Here is a 26,615-nt window from a genome sequence, read left to right as displayed (position 1 = left end):
CATTACCATTACGGCAACCGATTTAAGTAATAATAGTAGTGAATGCACTTTTGTTCTTAACGAACAGTCAGTATCTGTAAATGCAGGTATAGATAAAGATATTACTGAAGGCCAAGAAGTACAATTGAACGCTATTGCTGCTGGTACTGGTACTTATTTTTGGTCACCATCAATAGGTCTGAATGATACAAACATTTCAAATCCCATTGCAAACCCTATTGAAACAACTACCTATATAGTAACTTTTACTAACACAGATGGGTGTACTGCTGAAGATGAGGTTACTGTTTATGTAGAATCCCAACAATCAGATGATGAGACCAAATATGGGTTTTCACCAGATAGTGATGGAATTAATGAATTTTGGAAGATTGGAGGTATTGAAAATTATCCTAAAAACAAGGTTTCAATTTACAACCGGTGGGGCGATTTGGTCTTTGAGATTGAAGGATATAATAACACTTCAAGAGTATTTAGTGGTATTGCAAATAGAAAGAGAAATATGGGAGCTAATGAGCTTCCAGAAGGCACCTATTTCTTTGATATAAAGATTGATGGTTCTCATACTCTAAAAAAAGTAAAAGGGTTTATTGTTCTAAAACGTTAATAGATGAAAAAAAAATATATAACATTTACCATATTAATAGCGCTAAATGGTTTTTATAATACTATATCTGCGCAGCAAACACCAGTTTTTGCTAATTATAATTATAACGCATTAACTATTAATCCTGCGCATGCGGGTAACTATTCAGATACTGATGTTACAGTTATATCTAGGGGCTATTTCAATCAATTTGAGGGAAGCCCTAGAAATATCGGATTAACTTTCAGTACTCCACTAAATTCAGGAAAGGTTGGTATTGGTATGGGAGTTATTAGTGATCAGGTTGGAGTAACTAATAGCACAGCGATTTTTGGATCCTATTCATATAAATTATTTTTTAGATCTCAAAGTGGTAATATGCCATGGTGGGAGCATCAACCACATATGTTTTCTTTTGGTATTATGGGAGGAATTACACAATACAAAGAGGACTTATTAAAACTTAAAATTCAGGGTGACCCAAATTTTGAAAATAATATAAATGCCCTGGTACCTACTTTTGGTGTTGGTTTTTTGTATAATCATCGTGATTTTTACTTAGGTTTTTCAGCTCCTAACCTTTTAGGGTCTTCATTATCTTCAGAAAAGAATATTAATTTAAAGAGTAATTATTATGTGAATTGTGGGTATCGATTTTTTACTTCACTTTTTCAAGAAATATTAATAACCCCAAGTACATTGGTTAAATACATTTCTGGGGCTCCAGTTCAAATAGATGTAAATTTAACGGCTAATTATAAGAATAAGCTTGAAATTGGAGGAGGATATAGAACTGATTCGTCTATGAGTTTTTTGGTGGGGTTCTATTTTTCTAAAAACTTTAGATTGGTGTATAATTACAATCAAGCTTTTATGAGTAATCCAATTAATAACACCCATGGTATTATTTTGAGTTGTCGTTTAGGTGAGGGTTATATAAATTAAAGGAAACCAAAAATAAGATAGTTATAAAATCTAAGATTTAATATACCCCATTTTAATGGCATATTTGGTTAGCCCTGCTAGGTTTCTAACATTAAGTTTTGATATTATTTTTTTTCTGTAGCTTTCAATAGTATGTTTACTTAAAAATAGTTTGTCTGCTATTTCCTGGGTGGTAAATTCTTCCGCTATTAGTATAATAACATCAATCTCCCTTTGGGTCAACTTGATTTCATTCTCTTTTAGTTTGGAGAATTTATTCTCTGTATAAATATTCTTTATCTCTTTAGAAAAGTATTTATTACCGCCAAGGATTGTTTTTATGGCTAGGAAAAATTCCTCTTTCTCTGCATTTTTAGGAACAAAACCATCTACATTATTTTCTATAAGCGTATCAATCATATTCGGGTCGTTATGCATGCTTATCACTAAGGTTTTAATATTGTTTTTTTTCTCTTTTACTATTTTATTAAGAGTGATTCCATCAAGTTCAGGCATGGTAATATCAGTAATAATCAGGTCGATTTTTTCATCGGGATTTATTTCGAGGTATTTTACAATGTTTTGGCCGTTTTTTGCAGTTAGTAGGACATTATACTTTTTTTCTGATTTAAGAATGCTAAGCAAACCGTCTAAAAACATTTTATGGTCGTCTGCGATGATAAGATTATACTGCATTGATATTTGGTATTTCTATATTAATAATCGTTCCTCTTTTGGGATGGGAATCTATGAATAATGTTCCTTTGAAATCTCGCAAACGATTCTTGATATTTGCTAGTCCTATACCTGTTTTTGTAGCAGAAGGTATAAATCCTTTTCCATTATCTTCAAAAACTAAATTGAGTATGTTATCTATAAGATCTAATTGTATGTCTGCTTTTTGGGCATTTGCGTGTTTAATTGTATTGGTAATAAGTTCCTGAAGAATAGTAAATATTTCATTTTGAAGTACTTCATCCAAATTATCAATTGCTTCTTTAGGATATACAGAAATGCTAATATTTATATTACTGGCATTTCCTATATTTTGCATATATTCATTCAGAAGTAGAATAAAATCGTTTTGATGGAATCTTTTCGGCATTAAGTTATGGGAAAGGGATCGAACTTGATTATAAGTTTCATCTAACTGTTGATAAATAGTGTTGAATTTACTGTTGCCATTTGATATACTGCTAAATTGTAATTTAATGGCAGCTAAATTACCTCCAATACTATCATGTAGTTCTTGTGCAATTTTTTTTCTTGCTTTGTCTTGCCCTAAAATAGAAGCTTTAATAAGTTTTATTTCCTGGTCTTTAATAAGAGAAGCTATTTTTTGACCGCTCACTTCTTTCTGTTTAGAGTTAAGTAAACTCTGCGTTTGCAGTTTTTGATAATATAGTACAAGCAAACCAATTATAGGGATGAGAATAACGAGGAACGAAATTAAAGTAATTACTTTAATTTCTTTTTGTCTCTCTATTTCAGAAGCTTGTAATTTTTGGTCTTTTTTTAGTAAAGTAATTTCTTTTTCTTTCTGTTCTGTTTTATATTTAACTTCTAATATATTAATCTCTTTATCCTTTTGCAATTGACTAATAGAATCTTTTATTTTATAAAAATCAGAGGAAAGCTTAAAGGCATTTTTATAATCCTTTTGCAGAACAGATATTTCAATTAAATCTTTATAAATAGCGGTTTGCTCATCGAGTAACCCAAGTTCAATTGCATTTTCCAATCCAGATGAAATAATAATTTTAGCGTCATTATACTTTTTCAAATCAATAAGTGCTTTTCCCATATCTCTTTGAGCTATCAAAGCAATTCTATAATATCCATTTTCATTTGAAATTGAAATTGATTTATTGTAAAAGGACATGGCTTCATCTATTTTACCTTGTTCTTGGGAATTGGCGCCTAAGTCAAGAGAGATTATAGCTTGACATTTACTATTTTTAGCTTCTTCACACAAATTTTTAGCCTTATTTAAATACAGATTTGACTTGTCAAAATCTTTTAATCTGCCATAAATCTCAGACATATTAATATAGCTGCCATACACCATCTCAGGATCATTAGTATGTTTAAGGCATTGTTTAAACATGGCAAGTGCATTTTCAAAATCCCCAATTTTACTATAGGCTAATGCCAAACCATGGACATGGGTAAAGTATAAATCTGTTTCATTATATTTTTGAGATGCCTCTATTCCTTTTAAATGCCATTTCTTACTTTCCTCTATCAGTCCTCTATTACTATAATTAATGGCCTTTAAATTGTATACTAGCACGTAGAGTCTATTTTTAAGTGAGTCATTGGTTACTGTGTTGAATTTTAAAGCCTCGTTAGTATAATATAGAGAAGAGTCAATTAATGACTTTTTATTAAAGTAGTAAGCTAACAACAAGTTTGAATTAACCTTAGCTCGAGCAGTTTTTACTTTTTTTATTAATTTATGAGCCAAATGATATGCTTTTACTTCTTCATTATTGTTGTATAATGCGCAAGCTTCATCTGTTAATTTTTTTTCTTCTATTTCTAGTTTAGTCTGATCCGGTTTTTGTTGGAATTTTTTTTGGTTAATTTGAGCACTAGAAACAAAGAATACAATGGAGGTGCAAGAAAATATTATTTTATGTAGGTGTTTCAGCATGCACAAATATATCAATTGTTATATATCTAACTATCTCTTAATACAGGGATTTTTTATCAATTCAAAATATAAGGAATCAATTATTTTGCAACTTGAGACGTACTATACAAAATTAATAGCTTAACAAAAATCAATTCAAGGACATTAAGGTTTTCAGCCTAAAGTAGTTGTAAATCAAGATGAACAAAATAAGGATTTAACCTTTAGAAAAATCTTAGTTGATGTTATGCCTAAACAAACCAAACAAGAGTTAGATTTATACCGTTTGTACGCTGTAGATGAAGCATTTTTTATACTGTCTTATACTGAAATATGGCTACACGTTAAAGTTAATGAGTTTTGGTTTAGCATTTAACAAGCAAAGGATTATAGCCGTTTAGCCTGTTGCACAATTCGAATATAAGGAAGAAATTACGTATTTTTGGTATATGCAAGGCAAAAAAAATACCAGGAGAAACCATTCAACCAGTTCCAGTTAAGTGTTCGTATTCTCGAGCACAATTTCTACCGTTGACTAAAAGACGTTTTACACTTGGATTTTCTGTACAATGAGACCAAAGGTCACTATTGCAGCAGTGGACAAAAGAGCATCGATCCCGTGGTGGTGTTCAAGCTGTGCCTGTTGGGCTATCTGGGGAACATTGTTGAGTACGTAATAAGTACCGACGTTTCAAGCGCAAGCAATGGGTCTATGCCTATCGTTTTCTTTTACCTGCTTATCCGTAACCTTTCTTAAATAAACGTGGTAATAGTTCTTACATTTTACAGAACAAAATAATTTATCATTTCTTCCTACAAGAGGCTTACTGCTTATTTTGCACTTTTTTTGTTCGTTATTTTATAATTGTTAATTTAACATACTGGTTTTTAAGTTTTTATGTGTAGTCGTTTTTAACGGTTAATATACTGTTATTTATAACACACCAACAATACTTGTAGCCTTTTTAACTACTTTTAAGTCTGATAGATAAAATTGTAAAAACAAATATCATGCAACCAATTATATACCAGTCCTTTAAGGAAGCGAAGCGTATCAAGGTTTTTGTCCCCTATGAAATGGTCGTTTACACCAAAACCATTGAGACCATTACAAGTCCATTGGATACGTTATTAAAAAGTAATATATTGCATACATAAACGATATAACCACAATAGGATTGGTATTTATTGTGGTTATACAATTGTTGTATGCCATTGGAAAATTTAAAGTGGAGAAAAATAAGAAATAGATATGCCTAAAAAACATACACCTGAAGAGTTGATGGCTCTAGCCATTGAAGAAATGAAAAAATCGGTACCAGATAATGGTAGAGATGATAATAAAATCAACCCTAAAGTTGGTGCCATTTTAGCTACACCCGATGGTGAAGTATTAGGAACAGCTCATAGAGGTGAACTAAGAGATGGTGACCATGCTGAATTTACAGTTTTAGAACGCAAAAACAGAGATAAGAACTTAACCGGAATGGTAGTTTACGCCACATTGGAGCCTTGTGCCCCAGGTGCACGAAATCATCCAAAACTATCATGTGCTGAACGTATTTTCAATGCCAGAATTGGAAAGGTTTACATTGGTTACATTGACCCCGACCCTACCGTTGCTGGTGAAGGCAGAGACTTTCTAAAGGATAATGGTATTGAAATAGATTTTTTCCCAAAGCATCTGCAAGATCATATTTATGAAGAGAACAAACAGTTTTTCGATCAAGCTGAAATTAGAGCGAAAGAAGAGAAACAAAAAGTATTTATTTCTCCTGCTAAACCATTTGAACAAGTACTCAACAACTATGAGGTAGATGATTTATCTGATGATGCTCAAAACGATATGATTACACGTATGTCACTGCCCTATAAGCAAGGGAGTGAAGGTTTTTATCAATACTTGTCTGATTTAAACTTATTGGCAAAACCAAATCGTTCCAAGGTATTTAAGCCGACAGGTTTAGGCTTATTGATTTTAGGTCGAAATCCACAAGCTAATTTTCCACAATCAAGGATTAAGTTTACAATTGAAAGAGAAAATCAAGAACCTTTTATATCTGAAATTGAAGGGCCGATTTTACTGATGCCCAAAAAAGTAGAAGACTTATTGGATGCTGCATTTCTGACAGAAATTAATAGAGATGGTTTTCATCGAGAAGAATTAACCAAAGTCTCTAAGAAATTGTTGCGAGAGCTAATTATCAATGCTATCGTTCATAGAGATTACACAATAGAAGGTGCACAAATAAAAGTGATAGCCAGTGCTGATAAAATTGAGATTTGGAGTCCAGGAAAACCTTTGTTTAGCATGGAGAAGTTTAAAGCTTTTGACGTGCCTTCTCAAAGTAAGAATCCGAAAATTGCCTATATTTTCTATAAAACCCGTTTGGTTGAAGAAAGAAATATCGGGATGAAAGAACTCAAGACTTACAAAGAAACTAACAATGTAAAAGCGCCTTCATTCAGAATGGAAGAATCCTACTTTGTTACTACCGTTTTTAGGGCTACCGTTCCGGAAAAAGTATTTGCACTCACAGCAGAAGAGAAATCAAACCCATTACTCGCTGTATTAAATGAGAAACAAATTCAATTGTATCGTTATGTTGCTGAAAATGGTCCGACCAGTTCAGGAGATTACGCCAAGGTTATTGGCAAATCGGACCGGACCGTCAGGAACTATTACAAAGGCATGGAAAATGTTCTAAAACAAGAAGGGTCCGGACCGGCTACTAAATATGCGCTTATTGATTAGTGTATTTTCCGGAAAAGCTATCCGGAAAAAAAGAAGCTTTATCCGGAAAATTTCCGGATAAGGCATAAAGCCAGAAAAGCTATCCGGAAGAAACAAAGTGATTATCCGGAAATTTCTGGAAAAGAAATAGAAGTTTATAAATGACAGATGAATAAAATATAAACGGCATACAACTATGGTAACTGTTGCACAACTCATAATTTCAAATAAATCAATAAATTTTGACACTACTAAAAAATATAAATCATTAAAAACAAGCAATTTACTGTTTGCTAAGCAACGATGATTAGAGATAAATTAGAGAATTTCATAGTTGTGCAACAGGCACACCGTGTAAAAAACATTGCTTATTTTAGTTAAGCCGTTTGGTCGTTGCTTTGTTCGCTAGCTTCTGATTTTGCTTGCGCCAGTTCGCTTCGCTCGTGTCCTTCGGAGAATCCCCGCCATCAAACACGCAACTTTCCATACGTGTGCCGAGAGTAACGAACGGCTGAAAATCGTTACGCAACTGTTTATAAGATGGTGGAGCCGACCCATCGGTGTTGTCCTACAGGGGAGAGCATCAAACCACCATAAGATGCTCTGTACAGGGGCGGACTAATCCGTAGTAGTGATGAAGGTTTTGTAATGAAACAGGAGCGAAGGGGACAGCTAATTTGATATACAACCTTGCCAACTTGAAAAAGGATGAGCAATCTTTGTATATTACGTTAGAAGAGCCGTATGATGCGAGAGTATCACGTACGGTTCTGTGAGAGGGGAAAGGTGAAACTCCCTTTTCCTACTCGACGTGTGCTGTGAATGAAGTATAAACTTCATGTAACTATTTATAAGATGGTGGAGCCGACCCACCAGAATCTGCTTATAGGAGCTGGTTCTAAACCACTTTTCTAATGCATTCAAAGTAATTTGTTTGTGTGAAGCGAGAGAAGAAAAGGCAGACTTGATCTGTCAGGTATTGATAAAAGAGATGAGCGAAAGCGAACCTACCGATGAAGCGTCGAGAAGACAAAACATGTTGTCAAAACCGAGAAAGGTCGAGTTCTCAGGGATAAGGATAGCGGAAACCTATTTACTGGCTATTCGGCAACCGTCGTATAGGGGGCATGACTTTTATCTGGGCTTATAGATGGAACGCAGGAAGCCTCACATTAATGCTAAAGGGAACAATCAAGCAGAACAACTGCAAGACCATTACCAATATAGTGTGAGGTGGCGGACTGTTTCGTACTAGTGTTGAAGGTTTTGTAATGAAACTGGAGCGAAGGGGACAGCTAATTTGATATACAACCTGCCAACTTGAAAAAGGATGAGCTATCTTTGTATATCAAATTAGAAGAGCCGTATGATGCGAGAGTATCACGTACGGTTCTGTGAGAGGGGAAGGGTGAAACTCCCTTTTCCTACTCGACACTTGACCGTTGTGTGCAATTCAAAAAAATAAAATCGTAGAAAATGGCTTTCGAATTAAAAAATGTAGTCCCTTGGGGCAGAAATTTATCAGAATACAAAAATATGTTCAATTTGAGTGAATCGGATTTGAATAAAAGAATAATAAGTTTTGGAGATGGTCCAGCAAGTTTCAATTTCGAAATGGACTCAGAAGGGAAAAAATGTATTTCAATTGACCCAATTTATCAATTCACTTCACAAGAACTAAAAGAGAGATTTAATGAAGTTCGAATTGAAGTTATGCAACAAATCAATTTGAATAAAGATAATTTTGTTTGGGACATAATTAAAACTCCTGAAGAATTAGAAAACATACGTGTTAAATCAATTTCAGATTTCTTAATAGACTACGAAAAAGGAAAAGTTGAAAATCGATATGTCTATCACTCACTTCCCAAAAAGCTTAATTTTGAAGATAAAACTTTCGATTTAGGAATAAGTTCTCATTTTCTAATTCTATATTCAAATTTAGGGTTAGAATTTCATATAAAATCAATAACAGAAATGTTGAGATTATGTGAAGAAATACGAATTTTCCCAATTTTGAATCTTAATGCGGAAAACCCTGCTATTTTGCAAGATATTATAGCTTTTTTTGAGCCGAAATACGAATTGAAATTTGAAAAAGTAAATTATGAATTTCAAAAAGGAGGTAATAAAATGCTGGTAATAAAACCTAAATAAAATTAGTACTTAACAAGAACTGCACACAACAGCCATTTTGAGCTAGCTGGAATTTAGTGGAATTATCGTTTCGCATCAAGTTTTCTTTAAGCCGAAAATTGAGCGGTTACGAACTTCCAGCCATCTCAAAGTGGCAAAACGTTGTGCAACAGTTAAAAACCAAGAACTAAAAACAGAAATATGATACCAATTAATGATTTATTACTATTTGGATTAGCGGCATTGATAATGGTACTTTCGCCTGGTCCGAATATGATTTATTTAATCTCAAGATCTTTATCACAAGGAAAAAAAGCTGGAATCATCTCTCTTTTCGGAGTAATGTGTGGATTTTTATTCCATATACTTATGGTGTCTTTTGGACTTACTGCAATATTTTTTGCTGTCCCTTATGCATTTGTAGTGGTAAAATTTCTTGGAGTTGGTTACTTATTATATTTAGCCTATAATACTGTTAAAACCAAAAACAAAATTTTTGACGCTGATCTAAACCTGAAATCGGACAAACCTCTTAAACTCTTTAATATTGGACTTTTGACAAATATCTTGAATCCCAAAATGGCAGTATTTTATCTTTCATTTTTTCCTCAATTTATAAAACCCGAATATGGTTCTATATTAGGTCAAAGTTTTCAACTCGGAATTATACAAATAATAATAAGTTTTTCAGTTAATTTTCTGATTGTTATATCAGCTGCTAAAATGGCAAGTTGGTTCTCAAAAAAACCAATTTGGTTAAGAATACAGAAGTGGTTTATGGCTTCTGTATTGACTGGACTCGCTGTGAAAATGGCATTGACAAAAGCGAAATAAAAACCGTTGCACAACAAGCCGTATATAATTTATTGCTAGTTCTAGCCTACTTACGAAAATCCTCGCGGATTTTCTATTCCGTTTGTATTTGCTAAATTAGGTGCTTAAAACACGCAACAAACCATATACAACAACGTTGGCGGTAATTTAAAAAACAGAATGTCCAGACTAAAAGCATTTAGGGAGCAACAAAATTTGACTCAAGAAGAATTATCGGAAAAATCGGGTATTTCAGCAAGAACAATACAAAGAATTGAAACAGGAAAAGAACCCAAAGGTTTCACTCTTCGTTCTTTAGCAAAAGCATTAGAAATAAGAGAAAATGAATTGCTTTACAAAGAATTTGAACAAGAAAAAATTGAGATTATCGAAGATGAAAAAGAACCCAATGAAATTGTTTTGATTAACTATTCTTCTCTAAAATTAATAAACCTTTCTTCAATTCCATTTATCGTTATTCCGCCATTGAACATCATCATTCCTTTTGTTCTGATGCTTACGATGAAACAAAAAAACAGTGTAACTAAACAGCTTATTTCAGTTCAAATACTTTGGACAATTGTAGCCCCTATAGTATTTATGCTAGGTCTTTTTTTAAAACTTGGAAATAAGTTTACTTTAATCCTTATGATACTAATAGTTTTATCCAATGTATTCATTATCCTTCGTAATGCAATTGAAATAGACAAGAACAAAAGACTTTATTACAAGTTGAAATTCAATATGATATAAAACTTGTCGGGTTTTAGTCGTGCTATTGTCGTGCAGATTTTTAGAATAAATAAAATGAGTTTTTAACCTTTGCAAAAATTATTATTTACAACAAAACAAAATTCATTATGACCAAAAAAATCATCTTAAGCTTCATTGTTGCTCTCCTTTTTTCTGCAATCAGTAAAGCCCAAGTAGACAAAAATTCGGAACTCTATAAAACTATTCTCTCAAAAGACAGTTTACTATTTGATGTTGGATTTAATACTTGCGATGTCAAACAATACGAAAATTTATTAAGTGAAAACTTAAAATTTTATCACGACAAAGATGGAATTTCAGACAAAACAAAATTTCTTTACGACCTAAAAAACGGATTATGCAAAAGTCCCGAAACTCGCCAGGTAAAAAGATTTTTAGTGAAAGAAAGCACAGAAATTTTTCCGCTTTACAGAAATGGAGTTTTGTATGGAGCTATTCAAAACGGAGAACATTTATTTTACGAAAGTAAAGAAAGTGAACCTGGTTCTGCAAAATTCTCAAATGTTTGGATGTTGGAAAACGGCGATTGGAAATTAACCACATCTTTAAGTTTTGGACATCAATCATACAAAACACAAAAAACAGATAATTCTATTTTCGATAACGACAAGGAAATTGAAAAATGGTTAAAATCAAACAATATCCCAACTTTAGGACTTGGTGTCATAAATGAAGGCAAACTTCAACAAATAAAAGTATATGGCAACCTTACAAATGGGGAAACCGCACCATATAATACAATTTTCAATGTAGCATCTTTAACAAAACCTGTAACGGCAATGGTTACTTTGAAACTGGTCAGTTTGGGCAAATGGGATTTGGACGAGCCTATTCATAAATATTGGACTGACCCAGATGTTGCAAGTGACCCAAGAAGCAAAAAACTCACTACTAGACATATTTTAAGTCATCAAACTGGATTTCCAAATTGGAGATATTTAAATAAATCTAAAAAACTGGATTTTCAATTTGAACCAGGAATGCAATATCAATATTCTGGTGAAGGATTTGAATATTTGAGAAAGGCATTGGAAAAAAAATTCAATAAATCTTTGAACCAGTTAGCCAATGAATTGATTTTTGAGCCTTTAGAAATGAACGACACCCAATATGTATGGAACAATAAGATTGACGAAAAACGGATGGCTATTGGATATGACAGCAAAGGAAAACCATACGAAACGGTTAAAAAAAAAATAGCAAATGGTGCCGACGATTTATTGACAACAGTCGAAGACTATGGAAAGTTTTTGGTTAGTACAATGAATGCCGATGGGCTTTCAGAAAAGGTTTATGATGACCTGGCAAAGCATGAAGTTGCAACCAAAAATGGAAAACACTTTGGACTGGGATTTGAGATTTACAATTTTAAAAATGGAGATTATGCATTATCACATGGTGGAGCAGACAATGGAGTTCAAGCAATTGCTTTTATATTTCCGAAAACAAAAAAGGGATTGATAATCTTCACAAACGTGGATAATGGATATAAAATTTACAAGAAAATAATAACCCATTATTTAGGTGAGCAGGGAAAAGAAATAATTGAAATTGAAAAAGCAGAATAAAAACTACAATATGAACAAAATACTTTTAACCATTTTTCTATTAACATCTTGTTTTTATGGACAAGCTCAAGAAAAAACAGAAGTTTTACTTTTAGGAACTTACCATTTTGGTGGAAATACTACCGATTCCGTGAAAGTAACAAACGATAGTATCCTTGGAAAAAGGAAACAGAAAGAAATCGATATTGTCCTAAATAAATTGGAAAAATTCAAACCAGATAAAATTTATATAGAAAATGAGCCTAATCAACAAGCAATTTGGGACAGTATCTTTAACGAATATAAAAACGGAACAGATATTAAAATAAAAAGTGAACTTTTTCAAATTGCAACAAAATTAGCTGTGAGACTAAACCTAAATCACGGAGCGACTTGTGTTGATTGGCACATTAAGCCAGAAAAAACTTTTGCGGAAAAGGAATATATAAAACTATTCGATAATATGAATAACTATTACTCGCAAAATGACATTCCTAACGAAGAGCCTCAATCAAAATATGAAAAAGAAATTATTCAAAAAGTAAAAGACTTTACTAAAAGCATGGCTGATTTAGAATTAATTGATGTTTATCGTAAACTGAATTCAGAAAGTTATTTGAACGAAATGTTTTACGTCAATATCACATCATTTTTAGACATAGATAAGGATAAAATGAATGTATTTTGGAGTCAAAATAATATGATTAGAAATGTTAATATATATCAGAATATAATTCAAGACATTCTGAAAACCAAACCTAAACGTGTTTTAGTGTTAATGGGAGTTGGACATATAAAAGCACTAAAGAATTATTTAGAAGTACACCCGAGAATAAAAATTGTTGACACAGAAAAATATTTGAAATAAAAACTACAGCCAACAAATGTATATAAAAAATAGGCGTATTAGTGCTAAATTCAAGGGTTCGGGCTCGCATCAAATTTGTGTTTAACTGAAAGTTTAGTGCTTCGAAATCGCCTACTTTTCATATGCTAACCGTAAGTTGAAACAAAATTGACATTTATGAATAAAACCTTATATTTTCTTCTTTTAGTTTTGCTGTTCTCTAAAATGACCTATGGACAGCACGAAAGGATTACTGAAAAATGGGAAACTGAAAGCATTAGTGACACCAATCTTTGAGACATTAATTACCACGTTTACAAAAATAAAATTGATGAACGCAAGCCTTTGATTATCTATTTACAGGGCTCTACAAACTTTCCTTTGTATTGGCTAAATCCAAATGGGAGATATTCCAGCAGTATTACTTTGGATGTTGATTCGATGAGTAATGATTATCATATCATACTTATTAGCAAACCCAACACACCTCTTGCCGACAGCATCACAATTGCACCATCAGGAAGAAAACAATATCCTATGAAAGAAGGATATAGTGAAAAGTATAGTCTTGATTGGCGAGCAAATTCCGCAGACAAGGTTATCAATGATGCATTAAAAAAACTAAAGATTGACACTTCCAGAATTATTGTTTGGGGGCATTCTGAAGGTTCTCAAGTCGCACCGGCCGTTGCTATAAGGAACAAAAAAGTAACCCATGTTATATCAATGATGGGGAACTCACTTAATCATTTATATGATTTTATCCTTAATGAAAGGGTTTCTGCCTTGAAAGGCGAAAGATCAAACGAAGAAGCTCAAGTCAATATTGATTCTCTGTATGTAGAATTTGAAAAAATATACAAAGACCCAAAATCCACAACAAAATCAATAATTGCAAATGCCAACAATGAATGTCTCAAACTATTTTCTTAATTTACCAAGAGTTAATAAGAGGGATACAATGTCTAGATTAAAAAAAATAAGGGAAGAGTTAAACATAACTCAAGAAGAATTAGCTGAAAAGGCGGGAGTTTCTATAAGAACAATTCAGCGTATTGAAGCAGGAACTGAACCCAAAGGTTATACCTTAAAATCGCTTGCAAAGGCTTTAGGAGTAGAAGAGAAAACCTTACTTATAGAAAAAAAGGAAATACAAGTAGATTTAGATGTACTTAAGTTAATTAATTTTTCAGTATTACCTTTTACAGTGTTACCACCTTTAAATATTATAGCCCCACTCATAATTATGTTTGTAAAGAAGGGGTTTAGTACAATAGCAAAACAACTTATTACAATACAAATATTCTGGTCCATAATAGCTGCGATTGTTTTTATGTTGGCATCTTTTTTGAAAAATTGGTTTAATCTGAATAGTAAATCTATCCTTGTAGTCATGGCGTTATTAATTCTTTCGAACCTATATATAGTTATTAGAAATGCTTTTGAAATTGATAAAAACGGAACGCTCTATTTTCAGCTCAAGTTTAGTATAATATAGCATTGGCGGGTGCTTGTCGTGCTATTGTCAGGTGTTTTTTTTTGAACAATAATGTATTTTAATAAACATTTGCAAAAAAATATCATCAATCAAAAAAAACAATCATGAAGAAAATCAAAACAATCACTTTAGCTCTTGTTGTAACTGTATGTAGTGCTCTACATATCAATGCACAATTAGATAAAAATTCAACCCTTTTTAAAACCTTAAAAAAACAAGATAGCATATTCTTCGAAAAAGGGTTCAATCAATGCGATTTAGAATATTTAGATAATCATATTGCACATGATTTAAAGTTTTATCACGACCAAAGTGGATTTCAGGACAGAAACACCTTCTTTAATAATACCAAAAAATACATTTGTTCTAACCCTGATAAAAAACCAATACGTAAAGTCAATGCAAATAGTTTAGAAGTATTTCCTTTATTTAATAATGGAAAATTATATGGAGCCATCCAAAAAGGGAGACACGATTTTTATATTAGGGAAAAGGGAAAAGTAGATGTCATGACCAGCTCTGCAATGTTTACACATGTATGGCTTTTAAAAGGAGATGATTGGGTATTAAGCGAAGCGTTGAGCTTCGATCATCACGATCCAGATAAAAGTTCGGCAAACGTAAATACCATAGATAAATTACTTAAAGACAATAATGTTCCAGCATTGGGCTTGGGTATTGTTGAGAACGGTAAATTAACAAAAGTTGAGGTGTATGGTACTTTGGACAAAAATCAGAAAGCACCTTATAATACTATTTTTAAAGTAGCCTCATTAACAAAGCCAGTATTCGCCTTAACGGTTTTAAAATTAGTAGATAAAGGACTTCTGGATTTACAGGAGCCATTATATAAGTATTGGATTGACCCAGACTTAAAAAAGGACAAGAGATACAAAAAGTTAACACCATATTTGGTTATAACCCACCAAACGGGATTCCCAAATTGGAGGTATATGACCAATTCAAACAAACTACACTTTCAATTTGAACCAGGTGAAAAATATCAATATTCAGGTGAAGGCTTTGAATACTTACGAAAAGCAATAGAAAAAAAGCTAGGTAGGTCTGTTGAAGAGTTGGCTCAAGAGTTTCTTTTCAAACCTGCAGGCATGAATGATACAAGATTTTGGTGGAACGATTCTATGGACGAATCAAGGTATGCTCAAAACTTTGATGAAAACGGTAACAACATCAAAACCGAAAAATATTACGATGCTAATGCAGCAGCCAACCTACTAACAACCGTTGAAGATTATGGAAGGTTTATCTCGTATGTAATTAATGGTGCAGAACTTAAAAGAGAATTGTTTCAAGACATGCAGAAGCATCAAGTTAAACTTCAAGAAAATGACTTCTTTGGTTTCGGTTGGGAAATTCTAACAGGGTTTAGTGGTGATGAGTTTGCTATGTTGCACACCGGAAAAGATCCAGGTGTGAGCACCTTGGCAATCATGTTTCCAAAATCCAAGAATGGATATGTTGTATTTCTTAATGGTGATAATGTCAATGATATTTATGAATACTTACTAACCCAAAAGTTATATTTAGGTGATGAATTATGGGATAAACGATGAGGTAACTCATAAAATAGTTTAAGCAATGTCATGTATATCCAAGGACATTCTTGGAAAGTAGAGTTCAAATAAATAATGAATCGTGTTATATCTTTGTGTTTTTAGAGGACATTAATGGTAAAACAATATATAATAATATAGAGCTGTCTTGTCCTGAAAAAGTTTTACACAAAAGTGTAAAACTATGGAAAGATATTCAAAGGAACATTCCTCAAAGTTTCAAAACAGGTACAGTGAAGCATTCAAAACATTCATTTGTGAAGAATTTGTTTTTTTGTTCTCCATTTCAAAAATCAAGCCTAATGATTGGGCAGTTGGCTCGGGTTATTATTTTCTTTAAAAAAACAATTGATGATAGGATAGGGAACACAAACAACAAAGTCTTTTGAATATAGAACAGCTAATAATAGAGATCAGGCTTTTAGTGCCATTTCACGCTGTTAGTTAAAAAAATTAAAGATTTTATTTAAAACATTACACAATGAATTTCCAAACCTTGTTATTGTATTTGTCCTCATAAAATGCTGGTTTTAATAGTCTCTTTAGACAGGCCAAAACGGCATCGCTATTTAATCCGTAAAAAAAATAAAACATCTTTATTAGTAAAACGGTTATTTATTCCATTGGTAAATAGCCATATGAAATAAATAAAGAGGCTTTATTGGGGTAATCACACCAATTGCAACATTTTGTACACTCTTTTGATACAAAAAAAACCTCTGATTTGTAATTAGTTTCTTGTTATTTGTGTGGAACCAGTTATAAGCTAATTTTTAAAACATGAGAAAAGTACTACGTATTACCCCAGCTTATAGCTAATATTTCGGCTATGAAGCCACGGAAAATAGATGCTGCATATAGAAAAGCAATTTTTAAGTATAAAAATAATGAAGGAGGCATAATCGATTTTATTCAAAACACACTTAAAATAAATGGTCTAGAGTTGTTGAAAATAGAAAATGACAATAGCGTATCAAAAATAACTAAAGGAACAGAAGCAAGGGCGTAAAAACACCTTGTGGGAACTAAAAAACAAAAAAAATGAGAAAAATACTTATAATTAGGATGTTTGCTTCTAATAGCACTATCCTGCAGAGTACAAGCAATCCCTGACGGAACCTATTTTAAAGACATCAACCATCTTTTTGATAAATATGTAGATACTTGGAAAGGCGTCTACAACAATCGGGAATATATTTTTTATATAACAAAACATACAGATACTTATTATAAATTTAGTCAAGACGAAATTTTAGTTCGTTATCTTATTGCCAATCCTGATGGTTCTATAGTTGAGGATATGCGAAACATACCAGATGATGACGAAGAGTTACTAATCAGTGGCGACATGTTTAATAAAAATGCCAATTATTATTATATGATTTACACAGGAAGAGAAGCTGCTTGTGGGCAGTCTGGAACGTTAGTTCTTCGTCCAAAAAGTGCCACTCAAATATGTATGTCCTTAATATAAACTAAATTGTTTGGAGATATTTCAGAAGAATGTCCAGAAGGTAGAGCAGAACAACCCATACCGGTACAAGGTATGATGTTAACCAAGCAATAATTGTTGTCTAAATAATTTTGACCAAAACCCACAACTTAAAAAAACTGTGGGTTTAAATTTTGCTTTTAAAAAACAAAGAGAAGTAACCAAAAGGTGTGCAAATCGGTGAATACACATTTAAATACTACCCATTGAAACATATCTATACAATTAATGTTTGTTTAAGAATGTCTATATCGTGATATTATCTCTTTCAATAATTATTCATGTCAACTTTTTAATACCACTTAAACTAAAAAAAAACAAACATGTTCTAAATGGTGACATAATCGAATTAGTCAGGATAGTACAGGATAGTATCTATAACTTGTTATAATACATTTACAAATATTAAACAACTATAACCAAATAACTAAACTAATAGAAATGAAATTCAAAATTAATCAAGCAATAAGACTGCTCTTTGTTTCCCTTGTTTTTGGGGTTTTATCATGTGGCTCAGAGGAGTACCCAGATGTTAATAATTATGACGAGTCCTTAGGAGAAGTGAGGTCTTTTGTTGTAAGACCAGGATTAAATATGGTTTTAATTGAAGGTGTAATCGATGATCCTAATATTTCAGAAGTGATTATTCAATGGGATGACCAGGCAGAGTCGGTTACTGTTCCTGTGTCAGACGGAAGTATTTCTGTTCAAATTAATAATTTACAAGAAAGACTTTATGTGTTTGAAGCTAAAGCGTTAGATGCTCAAGGAAAAAGCTCAGAGATTATAAGAGCAGGAACCGAAGTTTACGGAGCAACTTATGTTGAAAGTATTAAGAACCGTACAATTCTATCGAGTAGTTTAGTAGAAAGTTCTTTAAGTATAAGTTTGGCTTTAACAGACGAAACCTCTGGAATTTTAGGAACCGAATTAATTTATACTAATAATGAAGGCGAAGAAAAAGAAGTCACTATTAGCACCAATAGGGATTTGCTAAACATTTCCGATTTTATGAGTGGTTCTACTTTAAAACACCGCTCATATTATATGTATTCTCCATTAAGTCTTGATACCTTATATACGGATTATACGAATTATAGGCCTTTTGTTTTACCAGTATTACAAAATGCAGCTGTGCCATATGTAGCATCTGAAACAAGTGGGCGTTGGGGAACTTTAGGAGAACCATGGATTACTAACGATGCGGCTAAAAACCACGGTGGTTTTGGTGGATGGGACCAAAAGAATGGTAATATCTTTAATTTAGAGTCCGGTTGGGGATCGCCTTATATTGTTGATGGAAAAATCTATCAGGTAATAGATGCACCACCAGCAAATTATAGATTAACGGTAGAGGTGCTTAATACTAACCACAATTCAAACACTGATGGTGCTTATTTTGTGATTACCAAAGGAAATGGAGGCTTGCCCAACGTAGCCGATGTAGAAACAGCTCCCGAAGTTATCGGATACCAAAGAATTGGTGTCGCTGGAACCTATACTGTAGATTTTGTATTAGATGAAAGTTCTGAGATTTCTATAGGAGAGGTGGCTACGCAAAATGGTAATTTATACTGTAATATTACATCTTGGAACTTGGGACTTGCAAATTAATAAACAGTATTTTATTGATAAAAGGAGAAGAGGGAATATACTGCTTCAAAATTATGGAGTAGTAGCCTTTTTACAGGTACTATATTTTATAGGAAGTGTAAAATATAATATTCTAATCAATAGGAATACGAAACTATGTATCCTTATGTCTAAAATAAGCTATAAAGCATTGATTGTAGCAGGATAGTGCAGGATGGATTAACAAAATTTTAACTTTTAATTTGGATAATAAATGTAGCTACTACATTTAAACCACTCAGGTTTATGCAATCAATAATCCTGAAAAACTGACAACTAAACTAAATTATTAACCAAAACTAATTATCTATTTCCTAGAAGGCATCTCTTTTATCCAAAATCCGATATAGAAACCGCTTTTTATTTTTTAACAACCTAAATAAGTCAAACCATAATGAAGAAAATAATATGCTATTATTTGCTATTTTCACCGCTTATCTTTTTTCTTGCTAATTGTAGCAAAAAAGAAGTAGATGAGTACTACGCAAGACCAGATAATCTTGAGCCCCCTATTTACCAACAGCTTGAAGCTGCAGGGAATTTCCAAAACCTAATCAAACTTATTGAAGTTGCGGGTTATAAAGATATTCTTGGCAAAGCAGGCTACTGGACCATGATGGCACCAAACGATGCCGCTTTTGAAAATTATTTTCAGGAACAAGGTATCGCAGATGTTTCGGGTATAGACTCGTTGACCGCATCAAAAATTGTTAAATATGCTCTAATTTATAATGCTTTCCGTACCGAAAGGCTTTCTGATTACCAATCAAATATAGGTTGGGAAGAAGATATGGCCTTTAGGCGCAGAACGGCCTATTACGATGGCTTTCAGAACAAAGTTGTAGATGGCACCCCTATGGTTGTTGTCGGATCTAACCGCAATAATGTTGAGGGAGGTGATTATTACATCTCAGGGGATAACAACAATAAGTATATTACTTATTTTACCGAAGAATATATGAATGCAGCTACCTTAGGCAGTTATGATTATAATTTCTTTTTCCCAAGCTCTACGTATACAGGATTCAATGTATTGGGTTCAGAGGTTGTCCAGGCCGATATCGTTGCAGAAAACGGCATTATTCATGAGGTAAGCAAAGTGTCGTTGCCACCGCTAAATTTGGATCAAAAATTAGAAGAAAGTCCAAATTACAGTTTATTCAGGTCTTTACTGGAAGATAATCTGGTTAATTATGTTTTCGATCAGGAAGCCACAACAACCTATCAAAACTACACACGTAAGTCTGATGAAGTTTACGTTAAGGTTTACGATCCTGCTTTATCATTCTCACCAAACAATGAGAATTTCTTAAAGGCTACAGATAATGATGGACAAAGTGATGCCTATACCTTAATCGTTCCCGATAACACTGCCCTACAGGTATTTGTGGATGAGGTTTTATTGAAAAACTATTCAGCTTTAGATAAACTTCCCAAATATGTTTTTGAAGATTTCTTTAATGCACATATGATACAAGCCGCCGTTTGGCCTTCAAAAGTTGCTGGCTACAGCAATGCCTTGGAAGAAGATATCCGTATTGATATGGATACCGATGTTATAGAGGCCAAACTTTTAAGTAACGGATTCTTTTTCGGTACCAGTAAGGTCCAGGAGTCCAATTTATTCTACAGTGTTTATACCTCGGCGTATTTAGATCCTGCGTTTACATTAGCAACCCGTTTGTTTAATGATGGTTCCGGATACCGCGAAATTGCGAGTAATATTTACAGTAACTATACCTTGTTTCTACCTTCTGATGACGTATTGATGAACTTAGGATTTGATTATGATATCAACCGATCAGAGTGGGTTTATGTATCGCCAGAAACAGGCAATGAAGTTCGTGGTAGTTTGGCCAGAGCCAGAATAGCCAGGGTGTTATACAATGGTATTGTGCCAACACCTAATATGGAATTGAATGACCTTTCGGGTTCAGGGATTATCAGATCGGGAGATTTCGATTTACCGGGCGAATATATCAAGTGGGACAATAATCAGGTATTTGCCGCGGGTAATGAAGTATTGGATAATCGTGTGAATATTTTAGGATATGAAGACCAAAGAAATGGCCGCACTTATTATGTCGATAATATCTTAGAGTTCAGTGAAGAATTTCAGGGTGTGGATTTGGCAGCCCTAGCAGCCGAAGCAGGCTCGCAGTACACATATTTCTATGAGTTTTTAAAGAGTTCAGGACTTTATGATGAGGCATCAGGTGCCATCGATGGTATAGAATTAGGAACGCCGTATACTTTTGTTATTCCTAGTAATGATGCCATTAGACAAGCTGTAATGGATGGTGTATTGCCAGGAGATGCCGTAACCGGAGATCCCAACTTTGTTCCGGCTAACGATATAGTGAGAGAAGGTATAGCCACTTTTGTTAAGTATCATTTCTTAGCTACACGTACGGCCTCCGATGATGGATTAATTAACGGATTAACAGAAACACTACTTAAAACTGAGTTTGGAGAGAAAACCTATGTGAATATCGTTTCCGGTCTTGGTGATCTAAGCTTTGTTGATACAGGTAATAGAATCGCTAACTACATTCCTTTAGAAAGTAATCATTTAGCCGACCGTACACTGATTCACTTAGTAGATAATTATCTTTTATACACGGAATAAAATGAAATATAATATAACCAACTTACTTTATAGTTTTTCTTTTGTGTTGATTTTCTTTACATCATTCCAACTGTCTGGACAAGCTTCGGAACAAGTGGTAAGAGGTCAAGTTATCGATGCAGGAACAAAAGAACCAATTTTGGGAGCAACCATAATAGAACAGGATGCCGAAAACAGAACCATAACGGGAGTTGTTGCCGATTTTGACGGGAACTTCGCCATTCGTATAAAGAGTACCAACAATAAATTAGTCATCTCAACCATAGGATACACCACACAAGTGTTTGAAATAGGCAGTAAAAGAAATTTTACTGTAGAGATGGTAGAAAAGATTGAAGGTTTGGATGAAATCATTATTACGGGTTCAAAAGGCTCTGATGATGGACTTTTAAACATTGCCGACCGTAATTTAACTACCAGTGTGGTAACCGTTAAAGCCAGTGATTTACAAAATACGCAGGCCGCATCGATTGATGAAGCGCTTCAAGGGCGTGTGCCTGGGGTTGATATTACCGCCAATTCGGGAGATCCAGGAGCCGGAATGCAAATCCGTATACGTGGTACATCGTCTATTACGGGCTCTTCAGATCCTTTAATTGTTGTAGACGGGATGCCTTATGAAACCTCTATTCCAGAAGATTTTAATTTTGGTACTGCCGACCAGCAAGGGTATGCAGCGCTTTTAAATGTGGCACCAGCCGATATCGAGAGTATCACCATTTTAAAAGATGCAGCTGCAACCGCCATGTGGGGGGCACGCGCAGCGAGTGGGGTATTAATTATTAATACCAAACGTGGTGCGGTAGGGTCGCCTAAAATAGGCTACTCGTTTACAGGTACCGTTCAAAAGATGCCAAATACGATTCCTATGTTAAGTGGTGACCAGTATTCGCAATTGATCCCCGAGGCCTATATGAACCGTACAGGAACACCGCTTCCTTCACTTTTAAGAGAATTTCAGTATGATCCACAGGAAGTATACTATTATAAAAACTACGGAAACAATACCGATTGGGTTGATGCCATTACACAGACCGGACTTACTGGAGAGCACAATATTTCACTTCAGGGTGGGGGTGAACGTGCACGTTATTATTCTTCTGTAGGATATTACAATTCTAAAGGAGTTACCAAAGGGACTGGTTTTGAACGTATTAATGGGCGTTTAAACTTGGATTATGTGGTGTCAGACCGTATTCGTTTTAAAGCTGATATCTCGTATACACATACAGATACCGATAGAAACTATGTTAATTCATTTGATCGAAAAGATTATGATTTATTGAGAAGTGTAGCTTATAGAAAAATGCCAAACATGAGTATTTATGAATACGATGATTTAGGAGATATTACACCAAACTATTTTTCTCCATCATCAAATATTCAGGGGCAGTATCCAGGAACTTATAACCCAGTTGCCATGGCAGAATTTGCAACCAATAATCAAATAGGAGAGCGTATTGTACCTCACTTTAATTTGAAGGTAGATTTGGTTCCAGATCGTTTAATTTCGACGTTTGATATTCAGTATGATTTTAACAGTACTAAAGCGAAATCATTCTTGCCTCAAAATGCAACGGGTAGACCATTTACCGAAACGGTGGTAAACCGTGCTTCAGATTCCGATATAGATGTAATTGGAATTACTACGAAAACCAATTTTATTTATACGCCACAATTGGGTGAAAAACATAGTTTACAGTCTATTTTATCGTTTCAGTCTAGCGACACACGTGTTGAAACGCACGAGGCTTTAACTTCAAATACAGCGTCGTCATTGTTAACAGACCCTTCAGTGCCTTCGAGAACTCAGAATTCAGAATTAGAGTTGAATAATTATAATGGGCAGTCTAGAAATGTCGGGGCGTTAATTAATGCGCAATATGGTTACGACGACAAGTATTTAATTAATGTTGGTCTTCGTGCTGACGGTAATTCTAAGTTTGGACCAGATAACCGTTATGCTTTATTCCCTTCCATCTCGACACGTTGGAGAGTATCAGGAGAGAAATTTATGGAGCACTTAGACTGGGTAGACGACCTTAGTGTACGAGCCAGTTTAGGGCAATCGGGTCGTGCACCACGTTTTGATTACCGTTATTTTAATTATTACAGAAATTATTCTACGGAATATTTAGGTCAAAATGGGGTGTATCCAGCCAACATACAATTAAACAACTTGCGTTGGGAAACCTTAACCGGTAAAAACTTAGGGTTCAATATTCAGTTGTTTGATAAACGCGTGATGATGGACATCGATCTTTATCAAAACAGAACCAAAGATCTTTTATTTGAAAATATAGACATCACAACCATTTCAGGTTACCCAAGTTTGTCAGACCAAAATGTGGGAGTATTAGATAACCAAGGTTGGGAAATAGGTTTGTATACCACCCCGTTTAAAAATGATAAGTGGACGATAGATTTCAACTTCAATATTTCAAGAAACGAAAACATAATTCGTGAGATTTCAGAGTTTTATCCAAATGAAAGCGGAAACATAGACCGCAACGGAGAGTACAAACGTTTCTTACAGGTAGATAACCCATTTGGATCGTTTTACGGTTATAAATTCAAAGGGGTTTATCCAGACTTAGAATCGACCAAAGCTGTTGATGCCAACGGAAACGTTATAGTAGGTCCTAACGGTCAGGAAGTGTATATGAGATTTAATTATCCTAACATAGATTATACATTCCAGCCCGGAGATGCCATTTACGAGGATATTAATAAAGATGGAAATATAGACAGTAGAGATATCGTGTACTTAGGAAACAGTAACCCTAAATTCATCGGAGGTTTTGGTCCGTCGTTCTCTTACAACAAGCAATTTAAGTTGCAGTTATTCTTTACCTACCGTTTGGATTACGATATTATTAATGGTACCGATATGATTACCACAAATATGTACGGTTTCGATAACCAAAGTACAGCGGTATTGTCTAGATGGAGAAACCCAGGAGATGTAACCAATATACCTCGTGCTATTTATAGAGGAGGTTACAACTGGTTAGGGTCCAGCCGTTATGTCGAGGATGCCTCTTTCTTAAGATTCAGATCGGCTACCTTTAGCTATAATTTCGGTAAGAACTTTTTAAAGAGTTTAAAACTAGACGATTTAAGCCTGTATTTCACGGCCGATAACATTTATACTTTTACCAAGTACCGTGGTCAGGACCCCGAGCAAAACTTAAAAACAAGCGATGGACCTTTTGGAATAGCCATCGATAATTCACGTACACCACCAACGAGACGTTTCACTTTAGGATTAAGAACCAGATTTTAAAAACTAATTCAACATGCGAAATAAAATAATATATAAACTAGTGTTAATTGTTGTAGTGCTGCTACAGTCTTGCGACAGTTATCTAGATTTACAACCAGAAAACGGAACGGTTCGTGAAGAATTCTGGAAAACAAAAGAAGATGTGCAGGCCGCTGTTATAGGTATCTATTCCGGATTATTGAAGACACCGGGGTCTGGAAGAACCATAGCTGAATACAGTTTTATGTACGGCGAACTTAGAGGCGGTATGGTAGGTGCTGGAATAGTTTCTAGTAACGACCAAATAGATATAATAACCTCTAATATTTTGCCTTCTAATACTGTAGCTTCTTGGGGAACATTTTACACGGTAATCAATTATTGTAATACGGTAATTGATCTAGCACCTGGTGTATTGGCTTTAGATCCAACCTTTACCCAAGAGCAGTTAGACCAATATTTATCTGAAGCATTAGCGGTAAGAGCGTACCTGTATTTTACATTGGCCAGAACCTTTAGGGATGTGCCTTTAAAATTAGAAGCCACCTTATCGGATGATGATAATTTTCAAATTCCAACATCAACTCAGGAAGTGATTTTCGATCAAGTGGTTACCGATTTAACAACGGCTTTAAACACTGCCGTGGAAGATTATGGAGACATCCCATCAAATAAAGGGCGTATTACTAAAGATGCTATCAATGCCATGTTAGCCGATGTGTACTTATGGCAAGAAGATTATGCGAATGCTTTAATAGCTGCCGATGCCGTTATTAGTTCACCGGCAGGTTATGAACTAGTTCCGGGTAGTGCATCATGGTTTACCACCGTGTTTGCTAGAGGAAATTCTAGCGAAAGTATTTTTGAATTTCAATATACACCGGAAAACAGAGGACCTTTTTACTCTATCTTTTTACAACGTCCACAGTATTTAGCAGATGCAGGTGTACTGGAAGATGTTTTTGGATTGGATTTTGAAGACCCAGAAAATAAAGATGTTCGTGGTGAGCGCGCCTCATTAGTACCGGGAACCAATGAAATTTACAAGTTCACAGGTCTGAATGAAAATCAGCGTAAAGCTAATGAAGACTCAGACACACATTGGTTTGTATACCGCTATGCAGATGTATTGCTAATGAAGGCTGAAGCCCTTAACGAATTGGATCGCGGCGATGAAGCCTTAGTGATTATAGAAGAGATTCGAGAATCTCGATTAGCAATCGACTTAACTAAAGAAGAAGTTAGCGGAGCCGATAAAAATGGAGTTCGTATGTATATTTTAGCTGAAAGAGCCCGAGAACTGGCTTTTGAAGGCAAACGATGGTTTGATGTCTTACGAAATGCCAGAAAAGATAATTACGCTTATATAGATATTATCTTAGGGATTGCTATTCAAACAGCACCGGCAAACCAGCAACAAAGTATCGTAGCAAAACTTAAGGATCCCAACAGCCACTATTTACCTATTTACGAGTATGAGCTGTATACCAATAAAGCCCTTGTGCAAAATCCGTTTTACAAATAAAAAA

At 34.2% G+C, this 26,615-nt stretch carries 21 protein-coding genes; 19 read left to right on the top strand and 2 right to left on the bottom strand.

What is annotated here, in order from left to right; all coding sequences use genetic code 11:
* On the top strand, positions 1-607 hold a 607-nt coding region (locus ACGLWY_RS18465), incomplete at its 5' end, for a gliding motility-associated C-terminal domain-containing protein (protein WP_396621157.1).
* Positions 608-610: 3 nt separating this feature from the next.
* The gene (locus tag ACGLWY_RS18460) at positions 611-1,531 is read left to right on the top strand and encodes a PorP/SprF family type IX secretion system membrane protein (protein ID WP_396621156.1); all 921 of its coding nucleotides are present in this window, start codon (positions 611-613) and stop codon (positions 1,529-1,531) included.
* A gap of 30 nt (positions 1,532-1,561) precedes the next feature.
* Here the strand turns inward: ACGLWY_RS18460 and ACGLWY_RS18455 are convergent, their stop codons facing one another.
* Both ACGLWY_RS18455 and ACGLWY_RS18450 read right to left on the bottom strand, forming a co-directional pair.
* Entirely contained in the window at positions 1,562-2,206 is a 645-nt protein-coding gene (locus tag ACGLWY_RS18455; protein ID WP_396621155.1) for a response regulator, read from the bottom strand.
* On the bottom strand, positions 2,196-4,166 hold the full coding sequence (locus tag ACGLWY_RS18450; RefSeq protein ID WP_396621154.1) for an ATP-binding protein: 1,971 nt from the start codon (positions 4,164-4,166) through the stop codon (positions 2,196-2,198). Before ACGLWY_RS18450 ends, ACGLWY_RS18455 begins: the two co-directional genes overlap by 11 nt.
* Before the next feature lie 226 nt (positions 4,167-4,392).
* Here ACGLWY_RS18450 and ACGLWY_RS18445 point away from each other — a divergent pair, with 226 nt between their 5' ends.
* The 17 genes from ACGLWY_RS18445 (at position 4,393) to ACGLWY_RS18365 (ending at position 26,611) form a co-directional block, all read left to right on the top strand.
* Positions 4,393-4,521, top strand: coding sequence for a hypothetical protein (locus tag ACGLWY_RS18445; protein ID WP_396621153.1), 129 nt, complete (start codon positions 4,393-4,395; stop codon positions 4,519-4,521).
* 635 nt (positions 4,522-5,156) lie between these two features.
* Complete coding sequence (locus ACGLWY_RS18440; protein WP_396621152.1) at positions 5,157-5,303, top strand: hypothetical protein; 147 nt, start codon at positions 5,157-5,159, stop codon at positions 5,301-5,303.
* Between the two features lie 94 nt (positions 5,304-5,397).
* Complete coding sequence (locus tag ACGLWY_RS18435) at positions 5,398-6,900, top strand: ATP-binding protein (RefSeq protein WP_396621151.1); 1,503 nt, start codon at positions 5,398-5,400, stop codon at positions 6,898-6,900.
* Positions 6,901-8,355: 1,455 nt separating this feature from the next.
* A complete protein-coding gene (locus ACGLWY_RS18430) occupies positions 8,356-9,036 on the top strand; it encodes a hypothetical protein (protein WP_396621150.1) in 681 nt (226 codons plus the stop codon).
* 180 nt (positions 9,037-9,216) lie between these two features.
* The gene (locus tag ACGLWY_RS18425) at positions 9,217-9,849 is read left to right on the top strand and encodes a LysE family translocator (RefSeq protein WP_396621149.1); all 633 of its coding nucleotides are present in this window, start codon (positions 9,217-9,219) and stop codon (positions 9,847-9,849) included.
* A 159-nt stretch (positions 9,850-10,008) separates the two neighbouring features.
* Positions 10,009-10,581: a helix-turn-helix domain-containing protein gene (locus ACGLWY_RS18420; RefSeq protein WP_396621148.1), complete on the top strand. Its 573-nt coding sequence runs from the start codon at positions 10,009-10,011 to the stop codon at positions 10,579-10,581.
* 107 nt (positions 10,582-10,688) lie between these two features.
* Positions 10,689-12,170, top strand: coding sequence for a serine hydrolase (locus ACGLWY_RS18415; RefSeq protein WP_396621147.1), 1,482 nt, complete (start codon positions 10,689-10,691; stop codon positions 12,168-12,170).
* Between the two features lie 10 nt (positions 12,171-12,180).
* Positions 12,181-13,017, top strand: a complete 837-nt coding sequence (locus ACGLWY_RS18410) for a DUF5694 domain-containing protein (protein WP_396621146.1) — start codon at positions 12,181-12,183, stop codon at positions 13,015-13,017.
* A 324-nt stretch (positions 13,018-13,341) separates the two neighbouring features.
* Entirely contained in the window at positions 13,342-13,929 is a 588-nt protein-coding gene (locus tag ACGLWY_RS18405; protein WP_396621145.1) for a hypothetical protein, read from the top strand.
* A gap of 28 nt (positions 13,930-13,957) precedes the next feature.
* Positions 13,958-14,494: a helix-turn-helix domain-containing protein gene (locus ACGLWY_RS18400; protein ID WP_396621144.1), complete on the top strand. Its 537-nt coding sequence runs from the start codon at positions 13,958-13,960 to the stop codon at positions 14,492-14,494.
* A gap of 104 nt (positions 14,495-14,598) precedes the next feature.
* Positions 14,599-16,068 (top strand): serine hydrolase domain-containing protein, encoded by a 1,470-nt coding sequence (locus ACGLWY_RS18395; RefSeq protein WP_396621143.1) that lies wholly within the window; start codon positions 14,599-14,601, stop codon positions 16,066-16,068.
* A gap of 829 nt (positions 16,069-16,897) precedes the next feature.
* Positions 16,898-17,077 carry a hypothetical protein gene (locus tag ACGLWY_RS18390; protein WP_396621142.1) on the top strand — a complete coding sequence of 60 codons (180 nt, stop codon included), beginning with the start codon at positions 16,898-16,900 and terminating at the stop codon, positions 17,075-17,077.
* Positions 17,078-17,137: 60 nt separating this feature from the next.
* Positions 17,138-17,542 carry a hypothetical protein gene (locus tag ACGLWY_RS18385; protein ID WP_396621141.1) on the top strand — a complete coding sequence of 135 codons (405 nt, stop codon included), beginning with the start codon at positions 17,138-17,140 and terminating at the stop codon, positions 17,540-17,542.
* Between the two features lie 459 nt (positions 17,543-18,001).
* Positions 18,002-19,174 carry a DUF4998 domain-containing protein gene (locus tag ACGLWY_RS18380; RefSeq protein WP_396621140.1) on the top strand — a complete coding sequence of 391 codons (1,173 nt, stop codon included), beginning with the start codon at positions 18,002-18,004 and terminating at the stop codon, positions 19,172-19,174.
* Positions 19,175-19,586: 412 nt separating this feature from the next.
* Positions 19,587-21,821: a fasciclin domain-containing protein gene (locus ACGLWY_RS18375; protein WP_396621139.1), complete on the top strand. Its 2,235-nt coding sequence runs from the start codon at positions 19,587-19,589 to the stop codon at positions 21,819-21,821.
* Between the two features lies 1 nt (position 21,822).
* Entirely contained in the window at positions 21,823-25,107 is a 3,285-nt protein-coding gene (locus tag ACGLWY_RS18370; protein WP_396621138.1) for a SusC/RagA family TonB-linked outer membrane protein, read from the top strand.
* A gap of 13 nt (positions 25,108-25,120) precedes the next feature.
* Positions 25,121-26,611, top strand: coding sequence for a RagB/SusD family nutrient uptake outer membrane protein (locus ACGLWY_RS18365; RefSeq protein WP_396621137.1), 1,491 nt, complete (start codon positions 25,121-25,123; stop codon positions 26,609-26,611).
* Positions 26,612-26,615: the final 4 nt, after the last annotated feature.

Origin of the sequence: Mariniflexile sp. HMF6888, assembly GCF_044335535.1 — a bacterium.
In the GTDB taxonomy this organism is placed as follows: Bacteria; Bacteroidota; Bacteroidia; order Flavobacteriales; family Flavobacteriaceae; genus Mariniflexile.
The sequence above is the reverse complement of the archived record's forward strand: the minus strand, read 5'-3'. Positions and strand labels throughout refer to the sequence as shown.